30 protein-coding genes are annotated in these 26984 nt (G+C 42.0%); 16 read left to right on the top strand and 14 right to left on the bottom strand.

Annotated elements, in window-relative coordinates; all coding sequences use genetic code 11:
* Window positions 1-15 precede the first annotated feature (15 nt).
* From surE to QZT69_RS10690, 4 genes are read left to right on the top strand one after another with little or no spacing between them, the layout of a single operon-like run.
* Entirely contained in the window at window positions 16-786 is a 771-nt protein-coding gene (surE, locus tag QZT69_RS10705; protein ID WP_294673908.1) for a 5'/3'-nucleotidase SurE, read from the top strand.
* Complete coding sequence (locus tag QZT69_RS10700; protein WP_294673906.1) at window positions 786-1097, top strand: hypothetical protein; 312 nt, start codon at window positions 786-788, stop codon at window positions 1095-1097. The genes surE and QZT69_RS10700 overlap by 1 nt, the downstream gene beginning before the upstream one ends.
* Window positions 1097-2206 carry a lipid-A-disaccharide synthase gene (gene lpxB / locus QZT69_RS10695; RefSeq protein WP_294673904.1) on the top strand — a complete coding sequence of 370 codons (1110 nt, stop codon included), beginning with the start codon at window positions 1097-1099 and terminating at the stop codon, window positions 2204-2206. Before QZT69_RS10700 ends, lpxB begins: the two co-directional genes overlap by 1 nt.
* A 42-nt stretch (window positions 2207-2248) precedes the next feature.
* On the top strand, window positions 2249-3430 hold the full coding sequence (locus QZT69_RS10690) for a SpoIID/LytB domain-containing protein (protein WP_294673902.1): 1182 nt from the start codon (window positions 2249-2251) through the stop codon (window positions 3428-3430).
* 67 nt (window positions 3431-3497) lie between these two features.
* On the opposite strand, the gene QZT69_RS10685 is transcribed toward QZT69_RS10690, so the two are convergent.
* The 5 genes from QZT69_RS10685 to QZT69_RS10665 all read right to left on the bottom strand — a co-directional run bounded on the left by QZT69_RS10685 (window position 3498) and on the right by QZT69_RS10665 (window position 9183).
* Window positions 3498-3782, bottom strand: coding sequence for a septum formation initiator family protein (locus QZT69_RS10685; protein WP_294673900.1), 285 nt, complete (start codon window positions 3780-3782; stop codon window positions 3498-3500).
* Window positions 3783-3909: 127 nt separating this feature from the next.
* Window positions 3910-4632, bottom strand: coding sequence for a hypothetical protein (locus QZT69_RS10680; RefSeq protein WP_294673898.1), 723 nt, complete (start codon window positions 4630-4632; stop codon window positions 3910-3912).
* A gap of 316 nt (window positions 4633-4948) precedes the next feature.
* Window positions 4949-7081 carry a methylmalonyl-CoA mutase gene (scpA, locus tag QZT69_RS10675; protein WP_294673897.1) on the bottom strand — a complete coding sequence of 711 codons (2133 nt, stop codon included), beginning with the start codon at window positions 7079-7081 and terminating at the stop codon, window positions 4949-4951.
* The gene (locus QZT69_RS10670) at window positions 7078-8406 is read right to left on the bottom strand and encodes a methylmalonyl-CoA mutase family protein (RefSeq protein WP_294673895.1); all 1329 of its coding nucleotides are present in this window, start codon (window positions 8404-8406) and stop codon (window positions 7078-7080) included. Before QZT69_RS10670 ends, scpA begins: the two co-directional genes overlap by 4 nt.
* 12 nt (window positions 8407-8418) lie before the next feature.
* Window positions 8419-9183: a hypothetical protein gene (locus QZT69_RS10665; RefSeq protein WP_294673893.1), complete on the bottom strand. Its 765-nt coding sequence runs from the start codon at window positions 9181-9183 to the stop codon at window positions 8419-8421.
* A gap of 169 nt (window positions 9184-9352) precedes the next feature.
* Here QZT69_RS10665 and QZT69_RS10660 point away from each other — a divergent pair, with 169 nt between their 5' ends.
* Complete coding sequence (locus QZT69_RS10660) at window positions 9353-9526, top strand: hypothetical protein (RefSeq protein WP_294673891.1); 174 nt, start codon at window positions 9353-9355, stop codon at window positions 9524-9526.
* A gap of 63 nt (window positions 9527-9589) precedes the next feature.
* Here QZT69_RS10660 and QZT69_RS10655 read toward each other — a convergent pair whose 3' ends face one another.
* The 5 genes from QZT69_RS10655 to QZT69_RS10635 all read right to left on the bottom strand — a co-directional run bounded on the left by QZT69_RS10655 (window position 9590) and on the right by QZT69_RS10635 (window position 13851).
* The gene (locus QZT69_RS10655) at window positions 9590-10039 is read right to left on the bottom strand and encodes a DUF1569 domain-containing protein (RefSeq protein ID WP_294673889.1); all 450 of its coding nucleotides are present in this window, start codon (window positions 10037-10039) and stop codon (window positions 9590-9592) included.
* Window position 10040: 1 nt separating this feature from the next.
* On the bottom strand, window positions 10041-10955 hold the full coding sequence (locus QZT69_RS10650) for a diacylglycerol kinase family protein (protein ID WP_294673887.1): 915 nt from the start codon (window positions 10953-10955) through the stop codon (window positions 10041-10043).
* Window positions 10952-12850, bottom strand: a complete 1899-nt coding sequence (locus tag QZT69_RS10645; RefSeq protein WP_294673885.1) for an LTA synthase family protein — start codon at window positions 12848-12850, stop codon at window positions 10952-10954. Before QZT69_RS10645 ends, QZT69_RS10650 begins: the two co-directional genes overlap by 4 nt.
* Window positions 12851-12971: 121 nt before the next feature.
* Window positions 12972-13421, bottom strand: a complete 450-nt coding sequence (locus tag QZT69_RS10640) for an RES family NAD+ phosphorylase (protein WP_294673883.1) — start codon at window positions 13419-13421, stop codon at window positions 12972-12974.
* Between the two features lies 1 nt (window position 13422).
* Window positions 13423-13851 (bottom strand): MbcA/ParS/Xre antitoxin family protein, encoded by a 429-nt coding sequence (locus tag QZT69_RS10635; protein ID WP_294673881.1) that lies wholly within the window; start codon window positions 13849-13851, stop codon window positions 13423-13425.
* A gap of 169 nt (window positions 13852-14020) precedes the next feature.
* Between QZT69_RS10635 and QZT69_RS10630 the strand changes: the two genes are divergently transcribed.
* On the top strand, window positions 14021-14878 hold the full coding sequence (locus QZT69_RS10630) for a ChaN family lipoprotein (RefSeq protein ID WP_294673879.1): 858 nt from the start codon (window positions 14021-14023) through the stop codon (window positions 14876-14878).
* An 86-nt stretch (window positions 14879-14964) separates the two neighbouring features.
* On the opposite strand, the gene QZT69_RS10625 is transcribed toward QZT69_RS10630, so the two are convergent.
* The 3 genes from QZT69_RS10625 to QZT69_RS10615 form a co-directional block, all read right to left on the bottom strand.
* On the bottom strand, window positions 14965-15294 hold the full coding sequence (locus tag QZT69_RS10625; protein WP_294673877.1) for a CRISPR-associated protein Cas4: 330 nt from the start codon (window positions 15292-15294) through the stop codon (window positions 14965-14967).
* 159 nt (window positions 15295-15453) lie between these two features.
* Window positions 15454-15792, bottom strand: coding sequence for a CRISPR-associated protein Cas4 (locus QZT69_RS10620; protein WP_294673875.1), 339 nt, complete (start codon window positions 15790-15792; stop codon window positions 15454-15456).
* 285 nt (window positions 15793-16077) lie between these two features.
* A complete protein-coding gene (locus QZT69_RS10615; protein WP_294673872.1) occupies window positions 16078-16341 on the bottom strand; it encodes a helix-turn-helix transcriptional regulator in 264 nt (87 codons plus the stop codon).
* A gap of 363 nt (window positions 16342-16704) precedes the next feature.
* On the opposite strand from QZT69_RS10615, the gene QZT69_RS10610 reads away from it, so the two are divergent.
* From QZT69_RS10610 to QZT69_RS10565, 10 genes are all read left to right on the top strand, one after another.
* A complete protein-coding gene (locus tag QZT69_RS10610; protein WP_294673870.1) occupies window positions 16705-16911 on the top strand; it encodes a hypothetical protein in 207 nt (68 codons plus the stop codon).
* 61 nt (window positions 16912-16972) lie between these two features.
* Window positions 16973-17872 carry a hypothetical protein gene (locus QZT69_RS10605; protein ID WP_294673868.1) on the top strand — a complete coding sequence of 300 codons (900 nt, stop codon included), beginning with the start codon at window positions 16973-16975 and terminating at the stop codon, window positions 17870-17872.
* Complete coding sequence (locus QZT69_RS10600) at window positions 17869-18843, top strand: hypothetical protein (protein ID WP_294673866.1); 975 nt, start codon at window positions 17869-17871, stop codon at window positions 18841-18843. The genes QZT69_RS10605 and QZT69_RS10600 overlap by 4 nt, the downstream gene beginning before the upstream one ends.
* A 5-nt stretch (window positions 18844-18848) precedes the next feature.
* On the top strand, window positions 18849-19040 hold the full coding sequence (locus tag QZT69_RS10595) for a hypothetical protein (RefSeq protein WP_294673864.1): 192 nt from the start codon (window positions 18849-18851) through the stop codon (window positions 19038-19040).
* Complete coding sequence (gene gwsS, locus QZT69_RS10590; RefSeq protein WP_294673862.1) at window positions 19037-20119, top strand: grasp-with-spasm system SPASM domain peptide maturase; 1083 nt, start codon at window positions 19037-19039, stop codon at window positions 20117-20119. The genes QZT69_RS10595 and gwsS overlap by 4 nt, the downstream gene beginning before the upstream one ends.
* Window positions 20116-20853, top strand: coding sequence for an OmpA family protein (locus QZT69_RS10585; protein WP_294673859.1), 738 nt, complete (start codon window positions 20116-20118; stop codon window positions 20851-20853). Before gwsS ends, QZT69_RS10585 begins: the two co-directional genes overlap by 4 nt.
* A gap of 5 nt (window positions 20854-20858) precedes the next feature.
* Entirely contained in the window at window positions 20859-23060 is a 2202-nt protein-coding gene (locus QZT69_RS10580; RefSeq protein ID WP_294673857.1) for a peptidase domain-containing ABC transporter, read from the top strand.
* A gap of 10 nt (window positions 23061-23070) precedes the next feature.
* Window positions 23071-24360 carry an HlyD family efflux transporter periplasmic adaptor subunit gene (locus QZT69_RS10575; RefSeq protein WP_294673855.1) on the top strand — a complete coding sequence of 430 codons (1290 nt, stop codon included), beginning with the start codon at window positions 23071-23073 and terminating at the stop codon, window positions 24358-24360.
* Window positions 24357-25646 (top strand): TolC family protein, encoded by a 1290-nt coding sequence (locus tag QZT69_RS10570; RefSeq protein ID WP_294673853.1) that lies wholly within the window; start codon window positions 24357-24359, stop codon window positions 25644-25646. The genes QZT69_RS10575 and QZT69_RS10570 overlap by 4 nt, the downstream gene beginning before the upstream one ends.
* A gap of 47 nt (window positions 25647-25693) precedes the next feature.
* Window positions 25694-26041, top strand: a complete 348-nt coding sequence (locus QZT69_RS10565; protein ID WP_294673852.1) for a hypothetical protein — start codon at window positions 25694-25696, stop codon at window positions 26039-26041.
* A gap of 68 nt (window positions 26042-26109) precedes the next feature.
* Here QZT69_RS10565 and QZT69_RS10560 read toward each other — a convergent pair whose 3' ends face one another.
* Window positions 26110-26955, bottom strand: a complete 846-nt coding sequence (locus QZT69_RS10560) for a hypothetical protein (RefSeq protein WP_294673850.1) — start codon at window positions 26953-26955, stop codon at window positions 26110-26112.
* Window positions 26956-26984: the final 29 nt, after the last annotated feature.

Here is a 26984-nt window from a genome sequence, read left to right as displayed (position 1 = left end):
GTATCTTTGTTTTCAATGAAAAATTCGAATCGCCCGCTCATTTTCGTAACCAACGATGACAGTCTGCATGCAAAAGGAATAGCTTCTTTAGTTACTGTTGCTCAGGAGTTTGGAGATGTAGTGGTAATAGCGCCCGACAAACCGCAATCAGGAATGGGCCATGCCATCACTATTTCACATCCGTTGAGATTATTCCGTTCAGATATTTTTGAAGGAATTGAAGCGTATTCCTGCAGCGGTACACCTGTTGACTGTGTAAAGCTTGGAGTTTATGAAGTATTGCACCGCAAACCGGATTTAATCCTTTCGGGAATCAATCATGGATTAAATTCTTCTACGAATGTTTTGTATTCCGGAACGATGTCGGCTGCGGTTGAGGCTGCTATGGAACACATTCCAAGCATCGGTTTTTCGTACGGTGATTTTGACCCCGATGCGGATTTTTCTGCTTCCATGTATGTGGCAAGACAAGTTATTCCTCAAATCCTTGCACATGGATTACCGCAGGGGGTTTGCCTGAATGTAAATATTCCGAAAGGGCCCGTGGAAGCCTTGAAGGGAATTGAAGTCTGCAGACAAGCTTATGCTTTTTGGGAAGACCGTTTCGATAAACGCATGGATCAGTTCGGAAGACCTTACTATTGGCTGACCGGTACATTTGATTCCCGCGAAGATGCTACGGATACGGATTTACATTTTTTAGATCAGGGGTATGCGACTATTGTACCGACTCAATTTGATCTGACAGCTCACCAAACGATTGCTGATTTGAAAAAGATATTCTAATGAAAAAAAGATTTAACTGGAATGCACGTACAACAGTAGGAATGCTCATCGGCATCCTTTCTCCGTTTATCTGTGTTCCGCTGACTATATGGATCATTTCCTGGGCACAGCATTATCCGTTTTCGCTGTTTTGGGACCGCTTTTTCATCGATCTGAATGTTATGAGCAAATTCCTTTCGCTTTCGATAATCCCGAATCTGGTTTGGTTTTATGTGTTCCTGAATAAGGAACGTTATGACCTGGCACGTGGGATTATTGTCGGATCTGCTTTGTTCCTGCCGTTTATTATTTATGTCAACTTAATTCGATAATGAGTAAAAAACTGTATATCATTTCGGGGGAAGCATCCGGGGATTTGCATGGAGCAAATGTGATGAAGGAGTTGTATGTGGAGCAGCCTGATCTCGATATTCGTTTTTGGGGTGGAGATAAGATGCAGGCGGTCGGTGGAACCATGGCAAAGCACATTCGTGAACTGGCGTTTATGGGGTTTGTGGAGGTGTTGATGAACCTGCCGACGATTCTTCGAAATATACGGTTCTGCAAAGAAGATATTCTCACATTCAAACCGGATGCCTTGCTGTTGATTGATTACCCGGGCTTCAACATGAGAATCGCTGAGTGGGCAAAGAAAAATAATATCAAGGTTTACTATTACATTTCTCCGACAGTGTGGGCATGGAAGGAAAATCGCGTGCACAAGATTAAAAGAGATGTTTTCAAACTATTCTGCATTCTTCCGTTTGAAGCGGACTTTTACAAAAGGTACAATTATGATGTGGAGTACGTTGGTCACCCTCTATTGGATGAAATAGAACAATACCAGCAGCTCCCGAAACAGGAACTGCAAATTACTCCAACGTATAAACCGATTATTGCGATGCTTCCGGGCTCCAGGAAACAGGAACTTCGTACGAAATTGCCTGTCATGCTTCCTTTGGTGGACTTGTTCCCGCAGTATCAATTCGTGATTGCCGGGGCACCTAACATGGATATTGCCATTTACAAAGAGTTGATCGGCGATAAGGCTGTGGATGTCGTGTATGGCCAGACTTACCCCTTGCTGCAGCAATCCGAAGCAGCTGTGGTGACTTCCGGAACTGCTACACTTGAAACCGGTCTGTTCGAGATTCCCGAAGTGGTTTGTTACATTGGAAATGCAATTTCATATCAAATAGCCAAAAGATTAGTGAACGTGAAATATATTTCATTGGTAAACCTGATCCTGGACAAGGAATCAGTTACGGAATTGATCCAGAATGAATGTACAACAGAACGTTTGGCGAAAGAGCTGTCACTGGTAATTAAAGGCGGAAGCAAGCGTGAACAGGTACTAAAAGACTATACCGAACTAAAGAATATGTTAGGTAAGGGTGGTGCATCGAAGAAAGTTGCACAATCAGTGTTGAAAACTATTTGAGTTCGAGCCCATTTCAGTTTGGTACAGAACTAATTTTGTAGGATGTTGCGCTTATTCGTGCTCATAGGGTTCATTTTTCCGTGTTTCGTATTTTCTCAGCAAATGCGGATAGGCGTTTTGCGTGATTATTCCGTACAACGGATTGTCTTTGCTTATTCAGAAGGAAGTTACAATGTGTTTGGTGACACGACGCAGTTCACAACGCTTTTACCCAGTGAATTCGTGGAGCTTTCCGTTACAGCTAATAATCTGATCTCGCTGAAAGTGGGGGTAAATGAAGTAGCTGTCGTTTCCAAAGTGCTTCTGGTTGCCACGAAACTGAATAATTCCTTGGTATATTCCACAAAAACACCTGCGGTTAAAGAACGCAAATACAAGGACGATGTTGAAATTACCGTTCTGAACGGAGCTTTGACAATCGTCAACCTGGTGGATATTAATAATTATCTGAGCGGTGTTGTAGAATCGGAAGGAGGTGGAGGAAAAGGGATCGAATATTATAAAGTTCAGGCTTTGATGAGTCGTACCTATGCCTTAAAGTACAAAACAAGGCATCAAAAAGAAGGATTTGATCTGTGCGACCGAACTCACTGTCAGGCTTATCACCACCAGTTGAGACTGAATCCGATCATTGACTCAGCAGTTCTAAAAACAGAAGGAATGGTGATGGTTGACCAGCAGGGACATTTGGTAGATGCTTATTTTCATGCCAACTGCGGTGGTCAGACCTCTGAACCGGATTATGTATGGAACAACAAAATTCCCTACCTGAGTACTTTTAAAGATACGTTTTGCATTTATACCAAGCAGGCTACCTGGGAAAAACGGATTCCGCAGACAGACTGGATGGAGTACCTGGTAACGGCTTTTCATTATCCTGTCAATGATTCCGTGCTGGGGCCAATGATCTACACCTTCAATCAAACCGATCGATGCGCTTTTTACCAGTATCCCTGGCTTGGAATTCCTTTGAGAGATATCCGGGAACATTTTAAATTGAAATCCACGTTTTTCAATTGTTATCCGGAAGGAACGGAGGTGGTTTTGCGCGGCCGTGGTTATGGGCATGGAGTAGGTCTATGCCAGGAAGGAGCTATGAAAATGGCTAAATTCGGGTTCAATTATGTGCAAATAGCTTTGTATTATTTTCCCGGGGTGAAGGTGGTGAATTACCAGGAACAGCAGTATTTTAATCAACAGCCGAAGATCGTGGAATTGGATTAATTGTCAGAAATGTTCAAATGTTGCTTTAAACTATGTAATTGTTTTGAACGCTTTAACCTTTTGAACATCATTTATACGTGATCACAAAAATATCTTCGTTGTCTTTCTTGAAGTATTTGTCTTCTCGTGCTAGTTTTTCGAGGTAAGAAGGGTCCTTGATCTGTGAAAGGATGTATTTCGTATCCCTCAGTTTCAGGTTCATTTCAGATTGCGCTGAACGAAGCTCCGAGAGCTTTTTATTTTGATTGATGATGGTAAAGATATCCACCTCGTCCAAAAACAAATTGTACACCGTGAAAAGGCACAAAGCAAGGATGTATTTGTTTCTGAAAGGTGTAAGATACTTCTTCATATTCCAAAGTTAGGGCTTATTACTGCGTTTCCGGCTAAAGAAATTTAGGAGATATCCTCCGGTCAATGTTAATAGAAACAAATCGGGCCGTGATTCATCACGGCCCGGTTATTCAATTTGGTTCAAATCAATTGACAATCTGATCGTATTTTGCTTTAAAGTCTTCGTTGTTTTCATACCACTGAGCAACTTTACCCATCACAGCTTTCGCTTTATCCGTCTGCTTAGCGCTCAGGTAACATTCTGCAGTTTGGATCACTCCCATCATCAAGAGGTCTTTTTCAGCCTGATCCCAGCCGGAAATATCCGTAACGTTTTTCAGCATTGTTTCAGCTCCTTTCCATGCAGTGTTTGCACCACCTTTGTCTGAATTTCGGTATTTACAAACACCGTCCAGGTATTTTGCACCGATACTCGACATATTGATTTTATAGAATTTGATAATCCAAGTGGAAGCTTTCCTGTAATCTTTTACATCAATTTCATTTCTAATCATTTCCACCAGGCTATTCTTGAATTCATCATAAAATTCAGCGTATTCAGCCTGAACGCTTCCGTCTTTATCGTACTTGATACTTTTCCCAACTTCTCCGATCGCTTCTTTGTAAGCATTTTTATACTTTTCGTCATCGGAACCGCTTAAAGAAACTTTGTAAAGACCTCTTCCCATCCACATGTGCGGCAGGGGATCGCTCTTTGTTTTGTCATTCATGGTATATTTTTCAGACGCACGAACCAGTTTTTCATAGTCACCGTCCGCAAAAAGAATGCGCAAATCGTTGTATTCCGGTGCTTGTGCAACCAGTAATTTGGTAGTAAGAAGAGCACCAATCAGAACAAGCTTTTTCATAATATTTAATTTCGTTGAATGGGTAAAACCAATAACTATGCCGAATGTACGAAAACTTTAAATAAAAGTTTCGTTGTTGTTTTAAAAACAACTCAATTACCGGAATGTTACCAAACTTACTTTAAAAAATGTTCAAATGTTCAAATGTTCAAATGTTCAAATGTTCAAATGTTCAAATGTTCAAATGTTCAAATTGAATTTTTTAAAAGCTTGAACCTTCGAAGCTCTAAGAGCGTTTTCAAATCCTGACACCGAAGGTCGTCAGTGAAAGAAGATTTGAACCCTTTGAACCTTTGGAACGTTTTTGAAGCTTTAATTATTGAGCACTTTGGATCAGCAGTTCCAGAATTTTCTGAGCGGCCTTAGAGATCTTTGTCCCGGGTCCAAATACTCCGAAAACTCCGGCGTCGTACAAGAAATCATAATCCTGAGCGGGAATAACGCCTCCGGCAACCACCATAATATCCGGTCTGCCCAATTTTTCCAATTCGCCAATAACCTGCGGAACCAGGGTTTTATGTCCTGCTGCCAATGACGAAACTCCCAATACATGGACATCGTTCTCAATAGCTTGTTTGGCAGCTTCTGCAGGTGTTTGGAAAAGGGGTCCTATGTCTACATCAAAACCAATGTCAGCAAAGGAGGTCGCGATGACTTTCGCTCCGCGGTCGTGTCCGTCCTGGCCCATTTTTGCGATCATGATGCGCGGTCTTCTTCCTTCCAATTTTGCAAAGGTTTCGACCAGAGTTTTAGCTTTTTCAAAATCGGTATCACTCATACTTTCCGCTGAATAAACTCCGCTGATTGAACGGATGGTTGCCTGATGTCTTCCGAAGGTCTCTTCCATTGCCAATGAGATTTCACCCAGGGATGCACGTTCCCGGGCGCATGCTACAGCAAGCTCCAGTAGGTTACCTGTTCCCGTGCGTGCCGCTTCGGCTAATTTTTCCAATGCAGCTTTCACACGTTCCGGATTTCTGGTTTCGCGAAGTACCTTTAATCGTTTTAACTGGGATTCACGAACCTTGGTATTGTCTACTTCCAGGATGTCAATCACGTCTTCTTTTTCCAATTGGTAGCGGTTAACGCCAACAATAATGTCCTTTCCTGCGTCAATTCGGGCCTGCTTGCGTGCTGCCGCTTCTTCGATGCGCATTTTAGGAATACCGGTTTCTATAGCTTTGGCCATTCCACCCAATTCTTCTACTTCCTGGATGAGTTTCCAGGCTTCGTCAACCAATTCCTGTGTCAGGCTTTCTACGTAATAACTTCCGCCCCACGGATCGATGAGGTCTGTCATTCCAGTTTCCTGCTGCAGGTAAATTTGGGTGTTGCGGGCAATACGCGCCGAGAAGTCTGTCGGTAGTGCGATGGCCTCATCCAATGCATTGGTATGAAGTGATTGTGTTCCGCCGAAACCGGCTGCCATGGCTTCGATGCAGGTTCTTGCTATGTTATTGAACGGATCTTGCTCGGTTAAACTCCACCCGGAAGTTTGGCAGTGCGTTCTAAGCGCCAGTGATTTCTCACTTTTCGGGTTGAACTGGGAAACAAGTTTTGCCCAAAGCAGTCTTCCTGCGCGCATTTTCGCGATTTCCATAAAGTGGTTCATCCCGATCGCCCAAAAGAAGCTCAGGCGCGGAGCAAATGTGTCTACGTCCATTCCTGCGCCGATTCCTGCACGCAGGTATTCCAATCCGTCTGCTAAGGTGTAAGCCAATTCAATACTGGCAGTTGCACCTGCTTCCTGCATGTGGTAACCGGAGATGGAAATGGAATTGAAGCGCGGCATTTTTTCAGCCGTGTAAGCAAAAATATCTGCAATGATGCGCATTGATGGAGCGGGCGGGTAGATGTAGGTATTCCGCACCATGAATTCTTTGAGAATGTCGTTTTGAATAGTTCCGGAAAGTTCCTCTTGCTTAACTCCCTGTTCTTCGGCTGCTACGATGTAAAATGCCATGATCGGAAGTACGGCGCCATTCATGGTCATGGAAACCGACATCTCGTTCAATGGAATCTGGTCGAAGAGAATTTTCATATCCAGGATGGAATCAATCGCCACTCCTGCTTTTCCTACGTCACCGACTACGCGCTCGTGATCCGAATCGTATCCGCGGTGCGTTGCCAGGTCAAATGCAACGGAAAGACCTTTTTGACCTGCCGCCAGGTTCCTGCGGTAAAATGCGTTTGATTCTTCTGCAGTTGAAAATCCTGCATATTGTCGGATTGTCCACGGACGAATCGCATACATGGAACCGTAAGGTCCGCGCAAAAACGGAGCTAAACCACTTACGAATCCTAAATGTCCGACCTTTTCAAGATCTGCTTTGTTGTAATAACTTGCCAGTTCTATTTTCTCCGGTGTGGAAAAGACTTCCTTTTCGGCTTTCCCTGACAGTGCATCCGAATTTAAGGATACGTTTTCAAATGATTGACGGATACTCATAGGGTTTGTTCTAAAATTAAAGGTTTCAGATTATTCCAGCATGCAGGGAGTTCTGTCCAGCTGTTCTCAACCTGTTCCGGATTAGGGAAAATATTGATTCCTATCCTTTTTTCCGTTTTGTCTTTGATCTCTGCCGTGCGCATAGCCGCTTTTTCTTCGATTTCCGAAGCAAGTGTTTTTCGCACTTCGGAATTGGAAATACTTCCGTTTCGTTCTATCCATTGGAACGAACTCCATGCACGTTCGGCAATAGTTTCGGTTAAAGCATCCAAAGCATAAGAACCACCTGCCGGATCAAGTACGATCTGTAAATAGGATTCTTCTTTCAGAAGCAGGGAAATATTGGTTGCCATGCGGCGTGTAAACACCGTATTGGAATTTGTGGAGTACCAATCATATGGCTGAATGTTCAGGTGTTGAATTCCACCCAAAACTGCAGACATTGCTTCGGTAGTCTGGCGCAGCAAATTGGTGTACGGATCTTTGAGACTTGTGTTCAAAAAGCCGGTGCGGGCTGTAATTGTAGCAGCTAATGAGCAAGTGTGTTTCGGAGAATAAGCCGAAACAATCTGCGCCCAGCAAGTTCTGAATGCGCGGATTTTTGCCAATTCGAAGAAGTATTTGCTTCCGATACCAAGTGTGAAATGAATGGCTGCTGCGGCTGTATCACAATCGATGCCTTTTTCCAGTTGTTTGAGGAGTAATTCATGACCTTCCGCTAAAGCGATGCTCAATTCCTGCCAGGTTGTTCCACCGGCTTGCTGTACCAGAAATGCGTCTATATGGTATAACTTCAGATTTGGATTTTTATCCTGGCAAAGTTGAAGATTGGTCTTAAGTAATTCGTCATTGTCGGCGTATTCGATCAAAACAGGAGCTTCTTTGGCGAAGATTAAGAATTGATTTACCTGATCAATACTTTTCGCTTTAAGGGTGGTATGGATAAAGGACAAACCAACTTCGTGCAAAAGCATTTGAAAATCAATGGGCTCTGAACTTGTTGCTTCCAGTACCAAATGATCCGTACCTGCCATCAGCGCAGCAATAATTTCCCGGTTTGTTTCTTTTAAATCACCGATACGGAAAGTCGTTGCGATGGTCCAGTCGTTGTTTTTGGATTGGATACCACGGGTGTAAGGAGCTAAGCCCGGATCGGAGAAATGACTTTTTTGATCTTCGCGGTGGAAATAGGCCGGGAAAGCAATTTCTTCTACGCGATTGATCTTGTTTAATGTATCGATCGATTCACCCTTCAATTCCTTTTTCAGGATGGCGATCCATTCTTCTTTAGAACTTGCCCGGAAGGATGAGAATAATTCATTCATGTGTTTATTCTTTTATTTATCTAATAGATCTTGATCTTTAATGGCAGGAGCAGGCTGTGTTTCCGGTTTTTTATTCATCAGGATGTAAACAGCTGTTGAAAGCATTGCTGTTAGAACCGGCGCCACAATAATCCCGATTACCGGTATTTTGATCATCAGGGTAAAAATTCCTCCTGTGATCAGCATGTAGCTCATTCTGGAGAATCCCATTCCCCAGCTTTTGAAGAAGTTCAAACCATAGCGTTCCATGCTGTAATCGTAGAAAGAAAATCCTACGAAGAAAGAGGCGATTAAGAAGAAGACTGTTTCTCCGATGAAGTCAGGTATAACCCAGGAGAAAAGCCACCAGATCCCAAGGAAAACATACTCCAAAAATAAGGCGCTGATCACAATCAGGATCATTCTCAGGAAGTCGTTAAATAATCGAATGAAATCGAATTTATACTCATTTCCGGTCAGGTAACTATCGAATTTTTCGGAAAGAATACAGTTTACCGGAGAGAGAACCACTAAAATGACAAATTTGTAGAATTCCGAAACAATCAGGTCGAAGATGCTGAAGATACCATCTGCCAGCCATCCTATTGCAGATCCAACTAACGGAACATCATCAGCAACGTGAGCAACAGCCAGAACTTTTTCAGCCTGCCATTTATAGTAGAGATAAATCAATCCAACGATTAGTCCGGGAACAAAAAACCACAAAAACTTCCCTTTCAGTAACGCTTTTGCAACTTGTTCTATTCCTGTCCAATGATTTTTAAAGGCTTGAACCATGTCTTTGTTGTTTCGCTTTCAAATATAGTGAAAGTTAAAAGGTTTAAACCGTTCAAATGCTCAATTCTTTGACTACCGAAAGATTTTGAACCTTTTTACCGTTTGAACCCATTTGAACTTTATGTATATTGGCATATAAATTGTAAATCCTTCGTAAAAAATTAAGAACATGAAAAATTTAGCGATTATTATCATTGCAGTTCTTGGAACTTCTGTTGCAGTTTTTGCACAAGATGGAACAAAGAAACAAGAGCCCAAAAAAACAGAGCGCAGAACACCTGCTAAGAAACAAATTTCTGTTGAGAAGAAAAAAGAGGTTCCCGCAGAAAAATTAAAGAAATAATAAAAAAACCCTGATCGATCATCAGGGTTTTTTAGTGCCTTTTTAATTTGGTTTCCGGACTATTTAAATAATCCCGAATTGGGTAAAATGATGCGTCAGGTGTTTCTTATGCAGCAAATCCCATTGTTCGTAATTCAAAGGACCGTAATAAGCATGGATCGTTTTCAGCTCGGGATTTTCAGCAAAAAGTTCCTGGAAATCCAGGTATACTTCCACAAATTCATCTATTGCCAATTCCAGTTCTTCATGACGAAGCGGAGTGTCTTCTTTCGCGAAAGGAACCTGCATATCCTGTGCCATTGGTTTATCGGTATACAGGAAAGCAACCATGCGTTCCACCTTGTCTTCCGGAATGAGTAATTGCTGCGGGTTTTCTCCTGTCGCAATGCGGAGGGTGTCTGTTAAATGTTCCACCATTCGCTGGGCAGACATTTTCCCCCAAGCCGGCTTTTTATCAGCTGTCAATTTATTCAAATGTGACAATACGGTTTCCAAATCAGTTTCAATAAACATCTTATTCTGTTTTAAGTTTCAAATGGACGAAATCCAGGTAAGCTTTTCCGCAAAGTACGGAAAGACTGGAAGGAACTATCTCTAAATTAATTTCTTTTCTGACTTCAAAAGGTTCACCGTCATAATGGGCCAACGGAACTTCCAGGATAATCCGCGCTTTTTGGAAGGGAATAATACGAATATACCGGGAACCTTCAATCTTTTTAAAGAAAAAACGGCTGATTACCCCCATGGTCCTCCACCAGGAAAACTTGCTCAAAAGCACCAATTCCATTTGTCCGTCAATAACGTTGGACTTGGGAGAAATACAAAATCCATTTCCAAACTCGGAAGAATTTGCTATTGAACACAAGAGGAAGTTTCCCTTGATCTGCTCATCCGGAAGAGTGATCTTCATTCTTGGTGGTTTGTAAGAGAAATATTCTTCATAAACCAGTTGAGTATACCCCCAAAAACCTCGAATGTGGTACTCATCGAAACGTTTGGCAATATAGGCATCAAAGCCGTAACCTCCCACACCCAAAAAAGGTTTGTCGTTTGCCAGACCTGTGTCCATGCGGATACTATTCAGTTCATTGATATTTTGAATGGCCTGTGGTGTTTTCAGCGGGATTTTTAAATGCCTTGCGAGCCCGTTTCCGGAACCTGTGGGAATAATTGCTAAGTGACATTTTGTTCCGATCAATGCGGTTCCTACTTCGTGAACGGATCCGTCGCCGCCTACTGCACAAACGATATCAATTCCTTCCTGTGCGGATTCTTCTGCAATGGATTTGGCGTGCTGTTTATATTGCGTAATTGCGATATCATAGTCAAACAGGTCATGGTTCAGGTGCTCCTCGATCATCTGAGGAACCCTGGCCTTTTTGACCCCGCCCGAAATGGGATTGATTATGAATCGAATTCTTTTTTTCATCGAACAATCGTCTGATTGTGGATTAAATCATGATTATATCTTTGAATGATGGCCTTCAATCGTCTTGCCATCCTTTCTGCTTCGGCTTTTTTGGCTGACAGCAGGTTTTTTGGGTTCCTGGTACGAATGGTAAAGTCAAATAATCCGGCAATCTTATCATTCGAATATACCAATAATTTATTGTTCCGGAAGTAGTAATAAGATCCTTCCAGGTAAGTAACTGCTTCACGCGGTTCTTTGGAGAAGTAACTGTTCCCGAAACTGTAGTAATCGGTTTTGATATTTACCAAATCCAGCACGGTAGGCATAATGTCTATTTGCTGGAAGATTACTTTCTCACGTCTGCGTGGAAGTTTTCCGCTTGGATCATAGAATGCGATAGGGATGCGGTACATTTCCGTGCGCTGGTTGTAAATTTCACTGTTGCTGGAAGGAGTGTGGTCTGCAACAATTACAAAAAGTGTTTTCTTAAACCAGGGTTCTTTGGCTGCCTGTTCGAAGAATTTGCGCAAGCTGATATCTCCGTAGTGAATGCTTTTACAGATAGGGTGAGGTCCTTTTTTGACTACTGAGCGCCATTCTTCCGGTACAAAATAAGGGTGGTGTGAAGAAAGTGTAAACAGGTTCGCCATGAAAGGCGCTTTTAGTTTGGTTAACTGTCTGGCGGTCCATGGATTGAAATATTCATCCAGGATTCCCCAGGTTTTATCAAAATGTTTGTCGTTGTTATACTCAAAACGCCCGATGTATTCCTCGTAGCCCATTTGAGAGGCAAAGCTGTTAAAGCGCATAGAGCCATTGGTTGCTCCATGATAAAATGCCGTACTGTAACCGTGTTTTGTAAGAATATTCGGAAGACTTTGTAACTGGTTGTTGCAATAAGCTGACGAGATGTACGGATTGTCCATTAATGTCGGTATCGATGCGGAAATGGTCGGTACAGCTTCAATGGATTTCTTTCCGTTAGAGATCCCGTATTCGAAATACCAGCATTCATCGAGCAGTGAGTCCAGATAGGGAGTGTAGGAAACACTGTTGTTGAATTGTCCTACCCATTCATTCCCGAAGCTTTCCAGCATAATGATCATTACGTTGGTACCGTCAGGGAGAATGTGCTGCGGATGACTGGTCCTTCTCGGGTTGAAAAGTTTGTCCAACTCTTTTCCCGAATAATAGTGCTGTTCCGTTAAATCATCTTTTCCGATGGACTTCAACAAAGTGAATGCTGAATTGAGTACCAACGCAGAATTTTCAGGTTGTGTATATAAGGTGGCATCAATGGATGAAATGGGCCGCAGACCAAATCCACCTCTTCCTATCAGGAAAAACAAGGGAACAACCAGGAAGAAGACAGCAAGTTCTTTTCGCAGTGTGCTCTTCGAAACATTTTTCAATTTCCGGATACTGGTTCTTCTGTAAAATCTTACCAGGAGCCATGTGCCGATAATGAAGATGAGGATGAGCATCCAATAGTCGGCAAAGAAACTTCCGAGTAACTGTCCCACATCATTTCCGGCGGAAACAATCACAAAGAGATCCGCTGTGGATCGTTTCAATGTGAAATTGTAATAGGCCGTGTCCATGAGGTTCAGGGCAACAATTAATAAAGTTGGAATAAAGAACGTTACTGCCTGCAATGCCCGGATAATCCAATTTTGCTGCCATTTTTCAGGCAGTAAACTGAAAACGATGAAAGGCATGAGCAGCAACCCTATGGTGGAAAGGTCGAACCAAATTCCGGCCAGCCAATCTGTGAAATTTACATGGGCAAAGGAATCCAGGTTGAAAAAATAGAATACCAGTCGGGTTACGGTCATCAATAACAAAAGGATTCCAATCCGGAGCAACAAGCTATGCAGGGTTATCGGAAGAGCATGACGCAGTTTTTTCAACATAGTGCAAAAATAATGAACCTTTTTGAGGTAGGTGTTGTCTTTGTGTTACTTAAAAATAGATAGAATTCGTGTTCCAAAATTTTCGTGCGAATCACACAGTTTTTTGCGTGATGACGAACAATTAATGTAGTCTGTTATCCAATACAAATTCTTCCTGACGAACCAACGTTATGTGGTTTTTGAATTCGGGATGGTTGGCATTTATAATGTAGTTAAATTCCTGGGGAACAATTACCGAAGGCACCTGTAAGACCAGTGATTCTTTACTATGATACCACTTACTTCCTATGTCCTGCAATTTTGAATACGCTGAAATATCTCTCCAGTTGGAAGGTAAATCACTTATTCTCTTCCTGGAAAAAATACCTTCTGAATCTGTAATTGATAGGATCATAGTCTCATAATCCAATCCCGTTTGAATGGACTTATGGACGATGTTTTCCAACATCGCTAAGGACCTGGTTTCTCCGGTATAAATAACAAACTCACCATCTTTATTCCATCTGGCTGCTTTCCCTGATGCGGTTAGTTCTTTGGAATATTTTGTGCTTGATACCCTGAAAACCTCCATATCAAGCGTTGTCTCCGAATTCAATCCCGGTTAACCGGTCATCAATAAATTTAATTCCGCTTACCGTGTCGATATAGTGTTCCGGTTCTTTGTTGCCAAAATAGAAGTTTGAAGTTGTCAGCCATTTTTTAAACTGGTGGGGAGTACCAAAGACTTCAATGCCATGTTTAAATAAAGAAATTAACATAACGAGATGTTCCATCAGGTTGGATTTAACCGCCCGGTCCTCGTTTCGATAGTTTCTATAAGTTTTTTCTGTCATGCCGAGCCAGTCTGATATTTCCTTATCGTCCTCCTCACTGATAGATTTTAGGGCGTTGAAGTATTGTTTACTCTGTCCTTCATTGGAAATATAGTATATGATACTGAGCATTTCATTTTGATCAATTCTAGAAGGAATGGTATTGTATATTTTTTCTGCTGCTCCCATAATTTTAATCTTGAGAATAAATGTAGTTATTTTTACCGAAAGCTAACGGTAATTTTACCGTTTTTCCCACAATTTAACAGATCATCTACTTGGTGAAAGGTAGTTAAGTTGATCCATCTTACTTAAAACGGTTAGGAATGACTTTTTTCAAAGTTCCTATCTTTGGCGGATGAAATATCTTGTAATCTGTTTATTGATAGGTTTTGGCTCGCATGCGCAGGACCTGGAGGCGTTCCGCATTTTTGATGCTAAAGGAAAAGAAGTGTCTTTCGGGAAAATGATGGATAACGTTTCTCAGAACCAGGTGGTCTTGTTCGGAGAATTTCACGATAACCCGATTTCACACTGGTTGGAGCTGAACGTGCTGATGGAATTGAATAAACATGCCAAAGGCCCTAAGCTGGCAGTAGGCTTTGAAATGTTTGAGCTGCACCAGGCAAAGGCACTGAATGATTACATCAGGAACAAATCTTACAAGGCTTTGAAAGATTCAACGGAATTGTGGGTCAATTTCAAAACAGATTACAAACCGGTGCTGGATTCTGCCATTGCACAAGGGAATATTCCGTTTGCGGCAAATGTGACCCGTAAATATGCCAGTTTAGTCTTTAAAAAGGGATTAGCGGCTTTGGATACACTTCCGGAAGACCAGAAAAGATGGATGGCCCCGCTGCCTTTTCCATTTGATTCTACACTGACACAATATGTGGAATTAATCGAAATGGGGAAAGAGATGCATGCTTCGGGGATCAATTTTGCATATGCACAGGCAATCAAAGATGCTACAATGGGTTATTCCATTACACAGCATGTAAAAGCCGGAAAGAACGTGTATTTCCTAAACGGTGCTTTCCATTCGGATTTCCACCAGGGAATTATGTGGTACGTGCAGCAATATGCTCCGGGAACCAGTGTGGGAACAATTACAACGGTTTCACAAAAAGAGGTGCGCAAACTCCGGAAAGAACATTTGAATCGCGCTGATTTTATTGTGGTGGTGAATGAAACGATGCTTTCCACGCATTAATTGAAAATTGGGACTTCGACTCCGCTCAGTCACCAATTATAACTTACAAAAAACTACGACGAGGGATGCCGAGCGTAGTCGAGGCATTATTTCTCGTTTGTACGTTTCAATAATTCGTTATAGTCCTCCAGGAGCTTCAAATACTTGTTTTTCCAGTATTCTTTGGATTGGTTGGAGTAAGGATTTTCAGGATCTTCGAAAGAATGATTGTTCATGGAACTCAATTCCTTGATCTCATCCGAGAAATCGTGGTGAATAATATTTCCGATGGACATAACTGTTTCCAGGTCCACTTGCGTATTATCAAACATCAGGTACATCCATCTGCGGCTTCTACCCAATTTTTTGGCAATTGAACTGATGGGATACCCACTTTGCCGGATTGCTCTTTCTACTATTTCACCACGGTGTTGCATAGTGACAAAAATCTTCACTTGACCGAGTATAATGTTAAACACAAAATACTCGTTTACGGGAATTTGTAGTCATATGCGGGAATTTCGGGTAAAAATAGTGTAATTACGCAGATGTGAGCTATAAGTGAGAATGAATTTTTGGCTTTATTTTCGCCCTTTTCAGTCCGTTTTATCCGGATTGGTTTTCTTAAGTAATGCGTTGTAGCTTTCTAATACTTTCAGGTACTTATTCTTCCAGTAATCTTTGTTCTGTTTATTGTACTTGGATTCTTGTTCGGAAAAGGAATCTGGATTTACGACGCTGAGTTCCTTGATTTCATCAGAGAAATCATGGTGTATGATCTTGCCGATCGAAATAATTGATTCGATATCCACCTGGGAATTATCGAACATGAGGTACATCCACCTCCTGCTTTTTCCCAATTTTCGCGCAATCTGGCTGATGGGATACCCACTTTTCCGAATTGCTCTTTCCACTATTTCGCCACGATGCTGCATAGTGACAAAATTGTTTACTATTTTGAGTAAATTAATTACCAAAAAGTATACAATAATGAGAAATATTTTATAGATTTGTTTCGTGCTTGTGAACTGAAGGACGAAAAATGATTCTCAAAAGAGAAAAATGTAAGTTCAAAAAGAATCCGGGCACCCGGTAATTTCGATATAACTGTTTGATTTTAAAATAATTAAAACATGAGCCTTGAAAAAGAACATGCGGATTATTGGTCGGGTGGAAGTGACCGAATGGTGTGGGGATCGCGATTCCCATGCCATTCCTTTTTATTCGATCGGAAAATGGAAAAGTTCATTCAACGGAATCTCCAAAGCCTTGGAAATCTGATAGATCATGCAGGTAGAGACATTATTTTCTCCCCTTTCGATACGTCCGATTTGTTTGCCGGAGTTTCCAACAAGAAATCCCAGGTCCTCCTGGGTCATATTCCTGGCCAGTCTCAGCTCGCGCACCCTGTTTCCAAGGGCATTCAGGAAGTTTTTGTCAACCACATTTTGCACATACAAGAGTGGAGGTTTCGTAAAAACCATAAAAGCCCATATATGGGTTATTTTGGGGTTTTTGATTATTTTTGATCAAACAGGAAAGACCTGAAAAATTAGAAATAACCAACATTTTGTTCACTTATAACTACTAAATATTCTAGATAAATACCCTATTCTATATGAAAAGAACCTATTCCGGAAAAGACATTCTTACCAATACCTGATTTAAAGTCGGGGCGAAATCCTTGAAAATAGTTTTAAAAAAATGGAGGTGCGGTAACACCTCCCTGCATTTCGGCAGTTTACCGGCTCCTGACAATGCAAACACTCTGCCTTAGCAGTGCAGCCGAAAATGCTAGGGTAAAGTTAAAGAAATAGAGTAGGCAAAACAAAATAACACATTCAATTATGAATAAAACACTTGAATCTTTACAATCAAAGAAGTTTGATTCAAAGAACCTGATGGGAATATCAGGAGGTGAAACTACCTACGGACCGGCACGCGAAACTCGTCATGATGGATTTGGAGGACAAGACGGAGATACTGCCGCGATGACTTACAATCCGCCAAACTATCCGTCAGGAACCCAAGGTTTGGATTACATCAAACGATAAAAAGTCACCATTATCCCCTGCTTTGCAATGAAGCGGGGGATTCCAAAAATAAACCAGCAAAATGAAAAAGGCACTCTTCCTGCTTGGCATGCTTGTCAGCATCTGTTCTTACGGACAATTCAACCACATCCAATACAAAAAGGATTGCGATGTAGCTTACCGCTTAGCCATTGATGATTCAAATTATTCAAAAAGTTTGAACCAGTTGTCGAAAGTGAAAAAACAATATGGAAAGCTCTATTCCGAGGAATATATCCTCATGGCTCATTGCTACAAAAAACAAGGGAAGGAAACTAAAAGTGCCAAATGTTTGAGAAGTGCCTGGTCCAATTATGGTTTTGATATGGCTTGCTTTGGTCAGGTAAAGCAGATCGACCTTGGTGAAATTAATAAAGACTATACAGCTAAACAACAAAAATTGGTACAGCAGGGTTTTGACAATTTTGCCAAACTGAAACGAAGCAACACTGATTCCCTGATGCTTGTTTTACAGACTATGCTGGAAGCCGACCAGGTACCGAGAATGAAGTTCTATTCGGATACGCCAATTGATACCATTGCTGTTAACCGGGAAATGGCGCTAACCGACTCCATCAATTTAATCGCATTTAAAAATATTATTTACAAACTGGGTTATCCCGGTGAATGGATACTTCCGGGCAATTCTTCACAGGTATTTGTATTGCTCGTTCATTCTTCCTACAACCAGGCATTCTTTGATGAAATGAAAGATGTTTTGCTTAAAGAAGTGATTGCCGGCCGCATGCCGCCAAGTCATTATGCAATCTGGCTCGACAGGCATTATTCCGTGACGGATTTACCCCAATCTTATGGAATGCTGGCTGTTCCTGAGAACCTTAATCTTTCGGAAAAACAAAAACAGGAGATCACCACGGAACGCTTAAAGATCGGTTTGATCAAGAATTGCCCGATACCCACTCAATTATTGATGTTCGAATGATACTGGTTTTTACGGAACGGGCTGATTTGAATTCACGGAGTGTTCTTGCTTATTTGAACAATCACCGGGAACCGTTTGAAGTATTCCTGGAAGATGATGCGATTGAATTGGAATACCTGATTGATCGGAATCAATTTGATTACCGGATTTATAAAAATGATCGGTTTGTATGCAATTCCGGTGATGTGAAATCGGTTTGGTACCGCAGAACAGATATCCAGGTTTATCGTTTCGGAACCGGTGAATTTTCCCAGGAAGGATTAAAAGTTTATTCGGATGAACACCTAAAAACAAGGACCGAACAAATCCGCCGGTGTTTTCACGCAAAAAGGTGTTTGGGGAAATTCGGGCATGGAAACTACAATAAAATTGAATTCCTGGAAATATGTACTTCGCTGAATATCGAGGTTCCAAAGACCCTGATCACAAGGTCCAAACAACACCTGCTGGATTTTTGGAAGAACAACAAAGAAGCAATTATTACGAAATCACTCGCATTCCCTTTTGAATGTGTCCATTATACCAAATCGGGAGAAGCAGACAGTTACCGGATGGGGTACACTGTTCCGGTGGGTGAAGTAGAATTGGAGTTACTGCCGGATTTTTTTGATCTGAGTATGTTCCAGGAAAAACTCGACAAGCTGTTTGAGATCCGTACGATTTACCTGGACGGCAAGGTTTATTCGCAAGCCATTTTCTCTCAAAGCCGGGAGGTTGCGGCATTGGATTATCGGTTGGGATATGATTCCGGGATGCGGATGTGCAACTACACCCTGCCGGAAGCAATTGAAAAACAGGTTGGTGAACTGATGAGAAAATTGGATCTGAATTTCGGATCGCTGGACATCGTGGTTACGAAAGATAAAAAATACGTGTTCCTGGAAGTCAATCCGAACGGTCAGTACGGAGCGGTTTCCCAGACAACAAACTCGAATGTGGATTACGAGGTGGCCAAATTTTTAATGAATTGAACGCTATGGAAGGAATTGAAACAGCAGATGCGATTTTAGCTAAAAAATTTCCCGGTGCGGACTTGGATCAAAAAAGAAAGCAAAGGGAAGAACGAGCACGGATTACCATCCAAAAATTAAAGATGGATAGGCTGGAATGTTTGTACGAACCAATGCTGCCCATTTCATTAATGATCGATTATTCCCAAAAGCTATGAATACGGTTGAAAGCAGGCAGGTACTGAAATTATATCCGAATGTAATTCCGGTGAAGGGATACAATCGTTCTTTGCTGGTTGACCTGCAAAAGGCAAAATCGCATTTGGTCCCGAATGATCTGGTGGATTGCCTGGAACTGGACAGGACGTTAGTGAAAGAATATGAAACGTTTATTCTTGAAAACGAATTGGGTTTGCTGATTGACGAAGAGATCGGAGCATGTTTAACACCGCTCCCGACGGATTATTACCCGGGATCAGCCATCAATAACGCCATCCTTGAACTGGATGAGAATTCATCCTGGAGCATTCCTTCTGTTCTGAATCAGTTGGATGAACTGGGAGCACAATTCCTGGAAGTGCGGTTTTTGGATTTTTATTCGGTAGTGAAGAATCTTCGGATTTTGCAGGTTTATAGCAATGAAACAACTATCGAGTCGATCCAAATATTGGTTCCTTTTCACAAAGATCTGAAAGCCTTTTTGGATTCAGCTTTGAAAGAGCGTTTTTTTCGCTTGAGTACGATCCTGATTTACAATGCCTCGGAAGGTTTCGAATTGGATGTGAATTTTTACAAATTGGTATTTACCCGGCAGGAAGCGGTTTCACACGACCATTGCGGAAATATTTCAATGGCTCAGTTTCGACAAAATACGCAAGCCTATGTTCGGAACATGAATTATAACAGCTGTTTGGCCCACAAGATAAGTGTTGACCGGAATGGATGGATAGGAAATTGTCCATCTATAAATAGTGCATTCGGTCATGTTGACGATACTTCCTGTGCTGAAGTAGTTTTGGAGAACGAATTTCAAAAGAAATGGAAATGGACAAAAGACAAAATCAGTATTTGTTCTGTCTGCGAGTTCCGGACTATCTGCAGCGACTGCAGGGCTTTTACCATGGACAATAGGGAGAATGGCAAGCCTTCCAAATGCGGTTACAATCCATTCATCAGTCTGTGGAAAGGCGACGAAAATTACCTGTCGGAAGAAGATTGCGGAATACGCATTGAAAACGGAAACATGATCATTCCGGAAGAAAAAGTGAATGAGATAAATACAAGAATATGGGGATGAAATTATATCTATTGATAATTGGGCTGTTTGCCTATTGCGGATTAAAGGCACAGGATTTTGCTGAAGTGAAATTGGCTGATTCCCTTTCCATCTCATTTGATGTGGGCAGTTCGACCGTTAAAAATCCGGCAGCATTTTTAAGCAGGATCAATCAATTAAAGCTGGCTTACGGAAAAATAAAAGTCATTGCTTATACGGATACGGTGGGAACTGCAGCATACAATAAAAACCTCGCTTCAAAAAGAATGACTTCGGTCTTAAAGCTTATTGGGTCATCGAACATAAAAGCATTTGTGATTGATACGCTGAACAAGAATGAAGAGCGCAAAAAGGGAAGGAATAACGAAGAAACTTTCCGCAGGGTCGATGTGTTTGTGTACAGCGTAAAGCCGGCTATTAAGTACAATACTCCCGTGAACCTTAAGATCAATTTCAATTCGGGAACGACCACTATCATAAAGAATTCTATAGAGAATTTAAAAATGCTTGAGATGATTTTGCAAAATGATACCACTGTCCAGGTCAAATTAAACGGACATGTTTGCTGTCAACCCGATTTGATATTATCTCTTAACCGAGCAGAGAAGGTAAAGGCATATCTCATGAACCACGGTATAAATGGAAAACGAATCACTTGTTATGGCTATTCCAATACAGTTCCGTTAGTACCCGAAAAAACAGATAAAGACGAAAACAGGAACATGCGTGTAGAAGTTGTCTTTCTTAAACCTTAGAAATCGTGAAGCCTTTCCCGGTATACAAACAGCCAGATTCTATGGATTGCGGCCCGACTTGCATTCGCATGATTGCAAAGTATTATGGTCGTTCCATCAGCCTGGAGAAACTGCGGGACCTTTCGGAAACAACCCGTTTGGGGAGCAGTCTGCAGACACTCAGCAATGCGGCTGAAAGAATCGGGTTGCGCACACTGGCTGTGAAAATTAACTTACAGAGTCTCAAACAAGATGCTCCCTTGCCTTGTATTTGTTTTTGGAACGAGCGTCATTACGTTGTTTTGTACAAGATCAGGGGAAGCCGGTTTTATGTGGTCGATCCGGCAAAAGGAAAGCGAATCTATTCCAAAAAGGAATTCTTAACCAATTGGATTGGCACTCATGCCGATGAAAATACCGAAGAAGGAATCTGCCTGCTGCTCGAAACTACGCCTTCGTTCATGGAAAAGGAAGCGGGAGAAATAACGGGAGGAAACGGATTCCGGTTTTTATTCCAATACCTGAAAAAGTATCGCAGATTCCTGGTTCAGTTGAGTTTCGGATTGCTGGCATCAAGTATCCTGCAGTTGATCGTTCCCTTTTTAACGCAAAGTGTGGTGGACATCGGGATACAAAATAAGGATTATCACTTCCTGTACTTAATCCTTTTCGGACAGTTATTTGTTTTCCTGGGCAGGATGAGCGTCGATATTGTCAGGAGCTGGATCTTGCTGCATTTGAGCGCACGGATCAATATTTCGCTCGTGTCGGATTTCCTGGTCAAACTAATGAAACTGCCCATTTCATTTTTTGATATTAAGAAAATGGGCGACTTGATGCTGCGGATTGACGATCATTCGAGGATAGAAACCCTGCTTACGAATCAGACACTGAGCGTATTGTTTTCGTTTTTCAATTTCTTGATATTCAGTATTGTGTTGATGGTTTACAGTCTGCCTGTTTTCTTCATTTTCCTGGCAGGAAGCATGGTGTATTTCGGGTGGGTTCAGCTTTTTCTAAGGAAGAGAAAGGACCTGGACCAGGAGCGTTTTTCACGGGGTGGAGAAGACAAGTCGAAAATAGTTGAGTTGATCCACGGGATACAGGAAATCAAACTCCACAATGCAGAAAGGCAAAAGCGCTGGGATTGGGAGCGGATACAGGTGAAGTTGTTCAAACTAAGCATCAAAACCCTGCGATTGGAGCAGTTCCAAAGTAACGGTGCAACATTCATCAACGAACTGAAGAATATCCTTGTCAGTTTTTATACCGCCAAGTTAGTAATAGACGGACAGCTGACCCTGGGCATGATGTTATCGGTTTCGTATATCATAGGTCAGTTAAATGCCCCGATTTCCCAGTTTTTGGGATTCATTTATTCGGTACAGGATGCTAAAATTTCCCTGGAACGCCTGAATGAGATTCACAACAAGGAAGACGAAGAGCCGGAGGATTCGCATAGGTTCAATGAACTTCCCAGGGAGAAAGACCTCGTCCTGGAAGGAATCAGTTTTCGATACAAAGGAGCCGAAAAAGATGTGCTGGAAAACATTGACCTCACTATCCGATCCGGTAGCTTGACTGCAATCGTGGGGGCAAGTGGCAGTGGTAAAACAACTTTGATGAAACTGCTTCTGCGGTTTTACGAGCCTACGAGCGGAAAAATAAGGATTGATTCTATGGATCTGGAAAACTTTACGCAGCAGGTTTGGCGGGCTCATTGTGGTTCGGTTATGCAGGACGGATACATTTTTAATGATACGATAGCTAATAATATTGCGCTCGGGGAGGAAATTATTGACCGGCAGAAATTGAGAAATGCCGCTGAAACAGCAAATATCCGTGAATTTATTGAAGGGCTTCCGTTAAACTACAATACGAAAATAGGGAATGAAGGAATGGGGATCAGTGGCGGACAAAAACAACGCATATTGATTGCCAGAGCCGTTTACAAGAATCCCGGATTTTTATTCTTTGACGAAGCAACCAGTTCCCTGGATTCGAAAAATGAACGGATCATTATGGATAACCTGAATGCATTTTTTGGCGGTCGAACAGCAGTTGTCATTGCACATAGACTGAGTACCGTAAAGCATGCAGATCAAATTGTGGTATTGGACAACGGTTCGCTGGTTGAAAAAGGAACACATCATGAGCTGTTGGCCCTCAGGGGATCTTATTATTCCCTGGTGCGGAGTCAATTGGAACTGGAAAAAGCGGTCGGATAAATTGGAACCAATGAAAAAGGAACACGAGGAATTCACCGGGTTAAGAAGTGAGGAAATGAATGAACTGCTCACAACTCCGCCGAAATGGATCGTCAATTCGGGAGGCGGTGTGTTGTTGCTGGCCTTGTCTCTTTTGGTAAGTTTGGCCTGGCTTGTCCGTTATCCGGATGAGATTCCCGGTGAAGTAATTGTAACCACTTCTAAGGCGCCAATCGAACTCTCGAACCAGAGTTATGTCCAGCTGAAGGCTTTAAATGTCGTTGAAAACCAAGAGGTAAGAGCCGGGGATCTGCTTGCCCAGTTTGACTTTAGGGTCAATTCGCATGACTTTGAAAAAGCACTGGCTTATTTGCAGGAACTGGAAAAGTTGGCTGATGAGTTTCCATCGGAAATTCCCGTTTTCGATCAGCAGCTGCAACTTGGGAGTTTTGGGGAGCGATGGACAAACCTGCTTTCAAAGATCCGGGAATGGAACCTGGAATACGCTTTAAGCCCGGAACAGGAAGAACTCAAACTGATCCGCAGGGAAATTGCTTTTCGGGAACAGCTGCAGGTTATTTCAGGTAAGAAAATGAAACTTTCGGAGAGCGAATATGCTTTGATGGAAGAACAATTGGCCGGCGGGGAACGTTTGGCTGCGCAAAATGCCATTTCCAGGCAATCCCTCACCCAGGAAAAACATTCCAGGAATCAGTCCATGCAGGCAGTTGAAGGACAAAAAGAACAAGCCATTCAGAATTTGATTACATTGAACAGTTTGCGTAAAGAGATCCTGAAGCTCGAACACGATACCCGTTCGGAGCGACTTCAACGATCAGCTGAAATTCGGCAGATGCTTACGGGATTGACCAATGAGCTCCTAAACTGGAAGAAAGATGCTGCCTGGACAGCTCCATGTTCAGGCAAAGTAATTTTTAACAAGATGCTTCAGGTCAACAGATACTACAAAGCCGAGGAAGCTTCCCTTATTATTGTTCCTGATGGGAATGGTTATCAGGCCGTGGCTTCTGTAATAAGTTCCGGATCTGGGAAAATTAAAAAAGGACAAAGGACATTTATTGAATTGACGGATTATCCGAAAACGGAATTCGGAATGCTGGAGGGAAGAGTGAGCGCGATTACTCAAATGGACAAGAATGGAAAATATGAACTGCGTATTGAACTTCCGAATCAGCTGAAAACAACTTACAACCTGCAGATTCCACCCAGGGCACAGCTGAAAGGGAAAGCAATCGTTATTACGAAAGATAAGCGTTTGTTGATGCGGTTTTTTGAACAATTTACAGCACTGATCAAATGAATTATCCGGTATTTTTTATTTTGTTTGGATGTTTTTCGCCGCCTGCTTTAGGTCAGGAAATACTCACGTTGCAGTCTTGCCTGGATAAAGTAGGGAATAACTCACTCCAAACAGCCGCTGAGTCAGGAGTACTCAATGTTTCCGGGATTAATAAACAATTCCATTGGTGGACATTGCTTCCCAATATCTCTGCAAATGCGGGATTGAACACTTCTTTTGGAAGAAGATTGGATGCTTTTACGAATACGTTTGCAACGAATTCTGTTAATTCCCAGTCTTTTGGATTGAATTCGAGCCTTCAGTTGTTTAATGGCTTTTCTTATTTCCACAAACAACAGTTATTCCGGACAGCGATTGAAAGGGATCAGGCTGGTTTGGAGAGGAAAAGAAACGAATTAAAGGTCCGGGCGGTCGAAACCTACCTGGATTTATGTAAACTTTCAGTTCAGGTCCGGTTGGCGGAATCACGCGGGGAGAAGTACCGTCAGATCCAAACCGTTCAAAGATTGCTGATAAAGGAAGGCAGGATTCATGTGATTGATACGCTTAGGAGCCATAATATCCTGTTGGAGGAAGAAGATTTATGGAGAAACCTGGATAACGAATCCAAATTGAAATGGATGGATCTTAACTTTCAAATGGGACAGCCACTGAAATCGCTTTACAGAGTTGATTTGTCATCCATTGCAGTGGTGAGGGAAAACATTCGCTTGGACGAGGTGTTTCAATTAGAATTGATAGAGTTGGAATCCGAATCATTGCGAAATGAATGGAAGACCGAGCGGGCGAAAATTCTTCCGGTTGTTTCATTGAACGGACTTTTGGGAACGGGATTTTCAACCAACAATAAAGATTATCTCCTTGCCGGAAATCCAACAAAATCTTATTCCAGGCAAATCAACGAGAATTTATATGAAGGAATTGGGATTTATCTGAATGTGCCCTTGTTCAACCGCGGGGAATGGCTCAAAACCAAACGGATCAATGCCGTTAAGCGGGAAGAATTGGAGAGCCGGAAAGAGCTGATCGATTTGCAATTGGAAAAACAAACGCTGGAATTGAAACAAAAACGATTGAATCTGAAAGTAAAGCTGGAACAGTGCAAACAAATAAACGATAACCTGGAAATAATCTATGAAAAGAGTCTGCTGCTTTACAAAGAGGGCCGCTTAACTTACCCTGAAATAGAAGCGGTTTTTATGGAGTGGCAGCAAAAATTAATAACATACGAAACACTGCAGTTTGACCTTTTATTACTGGAACTATTTGAGCCGGACTTCCGCTAAAGTGGATTTCGCTCCTGTTAATGCATAAAACAATAAACCATTTAAAAATGAATAACACTAATTTACTGAATATTGCCTTCGAGGATTTGTTTAAACTCACCCTTGGGCTTATTGTCGATGATCTGAAAGTACAGAAGCATTTGTACCATTTAAGCCTGGGCGGGCTTCACACCACTTTACAGCTAGATCTTTATCGTGGCATCTTTATACTAGCGGGTTTTAAGGAATCCGATATAACCGAAAAGCTGGAAGACTGGTATTTTGAGCAGACCCAGCGGGTGAATGGCATAGAAGTCACATCCGATGAACAAGCGCTTTCGGACTTAGCTGTGGAAATCCTGGAAGGATTGCTGAAAATGCGGAATGAGAATTACAGCAGAAAAATTCATTTCTAACCGGATGTGTGAAAACAGTAGGGGCGCGATTAATCGCGCCCCTACTGTTTTATAATAAAAAATAGATGTTACCACTCAAACACTTTCTTCGCGTTCGGGTCTTTTACCTTTTTGGTGCGGGTCTTTGTGGATTCCGGGAAATGGAATGCCGCCCCGAAGCGGATATTTAAAGCATTCAACCATTCTCTATGCGGTTCCTGCTTGGAGTAGATGTTGGTCAATCCCAAAGAATAAGCCGGGATGACGTAAGCGGAAACATACTTGGAAAAGCGATACTGAACACCAGCAGAAAACAATAAATTAATTCCTGCGCTGTTCAACCCTTCAATAGTCTTTGACTCGTCCGGGCTAACGTCTGAACCCAATGAATCAATGATCGAGTATTTTGTTCTCATACCCATTGGGATATAAGGCTGAAATCCTGCGCCTGCCAGAACCTGTACGCGTTTTCCGTACGTGAAATACAGGATAACCGGAAGAGCGAGCATATTGTATGTGCGGTCATAAGAATAAGCACTGTCTGTAGTTGTAGATTCGTACTTGTAAGATTCACCGTAACGGTCAATAGACAATCCGGCTTCGAAGCTCAGGAACTTATTGATTCGGTTTCTTACACCTGCCTGGTAGGTCCAGCGGTTTACCATTTTTTCATCTGCCCGGATACCAAGTGGTCTCCCGAATAAATCGCCGTTTTCTTCCAGTCTGTGAGACCCGATGCTGTACCCGGCTCCGATAAATACCGTGAAATCCATCATTCCCGTTTCCGGATTATACTTCGTTGAAGGGTCTTTTGCTTCTTTACCTGCCTCGGAAGTAGTTTTCTTTTTAGCGTCTTCTACCTTTCCGGTAGAAATTTGTGCCTGATTCACAAAAGGACTAAAAATTAATAACGTTAGGACTGCTAATTGTTTCATGAAAAGCTTATTTTTGGTAGAATTGTAAA

Origin of the sequence: uncultured Fluviicola sp. (genome assembly GCF_902168135.1) — a bacterium.
Lineage (GTDB): Bacteria > Bacteroidota > Bacteroidia > Flavobacteriales_D > Crocinitomicaceae > Fluviicola.
Note: the sequence above shows the minus strand (reverse complement) of the source record. Positions and strands in the feature narration are given on the sequence as shown.

Excerpts from the sequence above, each read along its gene's own strand:
- surE (WP_294673908.1), top strand. The coding sequence starts at position 16 with ATGAAAAATTCGAATCGCCCGCTCATTTTCGTAACCAACGATGACAGT.
- QZT69_RS10700 (WP_294673906.1), top strand. The coding sequence starts at position 786 with ATGAAAAAAAGATTTAACTGGAATGCACGTACAACAGTAGGAATGCTC.
- lpxB (WP_294673904.1), top strand. The coding sequence starts at position 1,097 with ATGAGTAAAAAACTGTATATCATTTCGGGGGAAGCATCCGGGGATTTG.
- QZT69_RS10690 (WP_294673902.1), top strand. The coding sequence starts at position 2,249 with ATGTTGCGCTTATTCGTGCTCATAGGGTTCATTTTTCCGTGTTTCGTA.
- QZT69_RS10685 (WP_294673900.1), bottom strand. The coding sequence starts at position 3,782 with ATGAAGAAGTATCTTACACCTTTCAGAAACAAATACATCCTTGCTTTG.
- QZT69_RS10680 (WP_294673898.1), bottom strand. The coding sequence starts at position 4,632 with ATGAAAAAGCTTGTTCTGATTGGTGCTCTTCTTACTACCAAATTACTG.
- scpA (WP_294673897.1), bottom strand. The coding sequence starts at position 7,081 with ATGAGTATCCGTCAATCATTTGAAAACGTATCCTTAAATTCGGATGCA.
- QZT69_RS10670 (WP_294673895.1), bottom strand. The coding sequence starts at position 8,406 with ATGAATGAATTATTCTCATCCTTCCGGGCAAGTTCTAAAGAAGAATGG.
- QZT69_RS10665 (WP_294673893.1), bottom strand. The coding sequence starts at position 9,183 with ATGGTTCAAGCCTTTAAAAATCATTGGACAGGAATAGAACAAGTTGCA.
- QZT69_RS10660 (WP_294673891.1), top strand. The coding sequence starts at position 9,353 with ATGAAAAATTTAGCGATTATTATCATTGCAGTTCTTGGAACTTCTGTT.
- QZT69_RS10655 (WP_294673889.1), bottom strand. The coding sequence starts at position 10,039 with ATGTTTATTGAAACTGATTTGGAAACCGTATTGTCACATTTGAATAAA.
- QZT69_RS10650 (WP_294673887.1), bottom strand. The coding sequence starts at position 10,955 with ATGAAAAAAAGAATTCGATTCATAATCAATCCCATTTCGGGCGGGGTC.
- QZT69_RS10645 (WP_294673885.1), bottom strand. The coding sequence starts at position 12,850 with ATGTTGAAAAAACTGCGTCATGCTCTTCCGATAACCCTGCATAGCTTG.
- QZT69_RS10640 (WP_294673883.1), bottom strand. The coding sequence starts at position 13,421 with ATGGAGGTTTTCAGGGTATCAAGCACAAAATATTCCAAAGAACTAACC.
- QZT69_RS10635 (WP_294673881.1), bottom strand. The coding sequence starts at position 13,851 with ATGGGAGCAGCAGAAAAAATATACAATACCATTCCTTCTAGAATTGAT.
- QZT69_RS10630 (WP_294673879.1), top strand. The coding sequence starts at position 14,021 with ATGAAATATCTTGTAATCTGTTTATTGATAGGTTTTGGCTCGCATGCG.
- QZT69_RS10625 (WP_294673877.1), bottom strand. The coding sequence starts at position 15,294 with ATGCAACACCGTGGTGAAATAGTAGAAAGAGCAATCCGGCAAAGTGGG.
- QZT69_RS10620 (WP_294673875.1), bottom strand. The coding sequence starts at position 15,792 with ATGCAGCATCGTGGCGAAATAGTGGAAAGAGCAATTCGGAAAAGTGGG.
- QZT69_RS10615 (WP_294673872.1), bottom strand. The coding sequence starts at position 16,341 with ATGGTTTTTACGAAACCTCCACTCTTGTATGTGCAAAATGTGGTTGAC.
- QZT69_RS10610 (WP_294673870.1), top strand. The coding sequence starts at position 16,705 with ATGAATAAAACACTTGAATCTTTACAATCAAAGAAGTTTGATTCAAAG.
- QZT69_RS10605 (WP_294673868.1), top strand. The coding sequence starts at position 16,973 with ATGAAAAAGGCACTCTTCCTGCTTGGCATGCTTGTCAGCATCTGTTCT.
- QZT69_RS10600 (WP_294673866.1), top strand. The coding sequence starts at position 17,869 with ATGATACTGGTTTTTACGGAACGGGCTGATTTGAATTCACGGAGTGTT.
- QZT69_RS10595 (WP_294673864.1), top strand. The coding sequence starts at position 18,849 with ATGGAAGGAATTGAAACAGCAGATGCGATTTTAGCTAAAAAATTTCCC.
- gwsS (WP_294673862.1), top strand. The coding sequence starts at position 19,037 with ATGAATACGGTTGAAAGCAGGCAGGTACTGAAATTATATCCGAATGTA.
- QZT69_RS10585 (WP_294673859.1), top strand. The coding sequence starts at position 20,116 with ATGAAATTATATCTATTGATAATTGGGCTGTTTGCCTATTGCGGATTA.
- QZT69_RS10575 (WP_294673855.1), top strand. The coding sequence starts at position 23,071 with ATGAAAAAGGAACACGAGGAATTCACCGGGTTAAGAAGTGAGGAAATG.
- QZT69_RS10570 (WP_294673853.1), top strand. The coding sequence starts at position 24,357 with ATGAATTATCCGGTATTTTTTATTTTGTTTGGATGTTTTTCGCCGCCT.
- QZT69_RS10565 (WP_294673852.1), top strand. The coding sequence starts at position 25,694 with ATGAATAACACTAATTTACTGAATATTGCCTTCGAGGATTTGTTTAAA.
- QZT69_RS10560 (WP_294673850.1), bottom strand. The coding sequence starts at position 26,955 with ATGAAACAATTAGCAGTCCTAACGTTATTAATTTTTAGTCCTTTTGTG.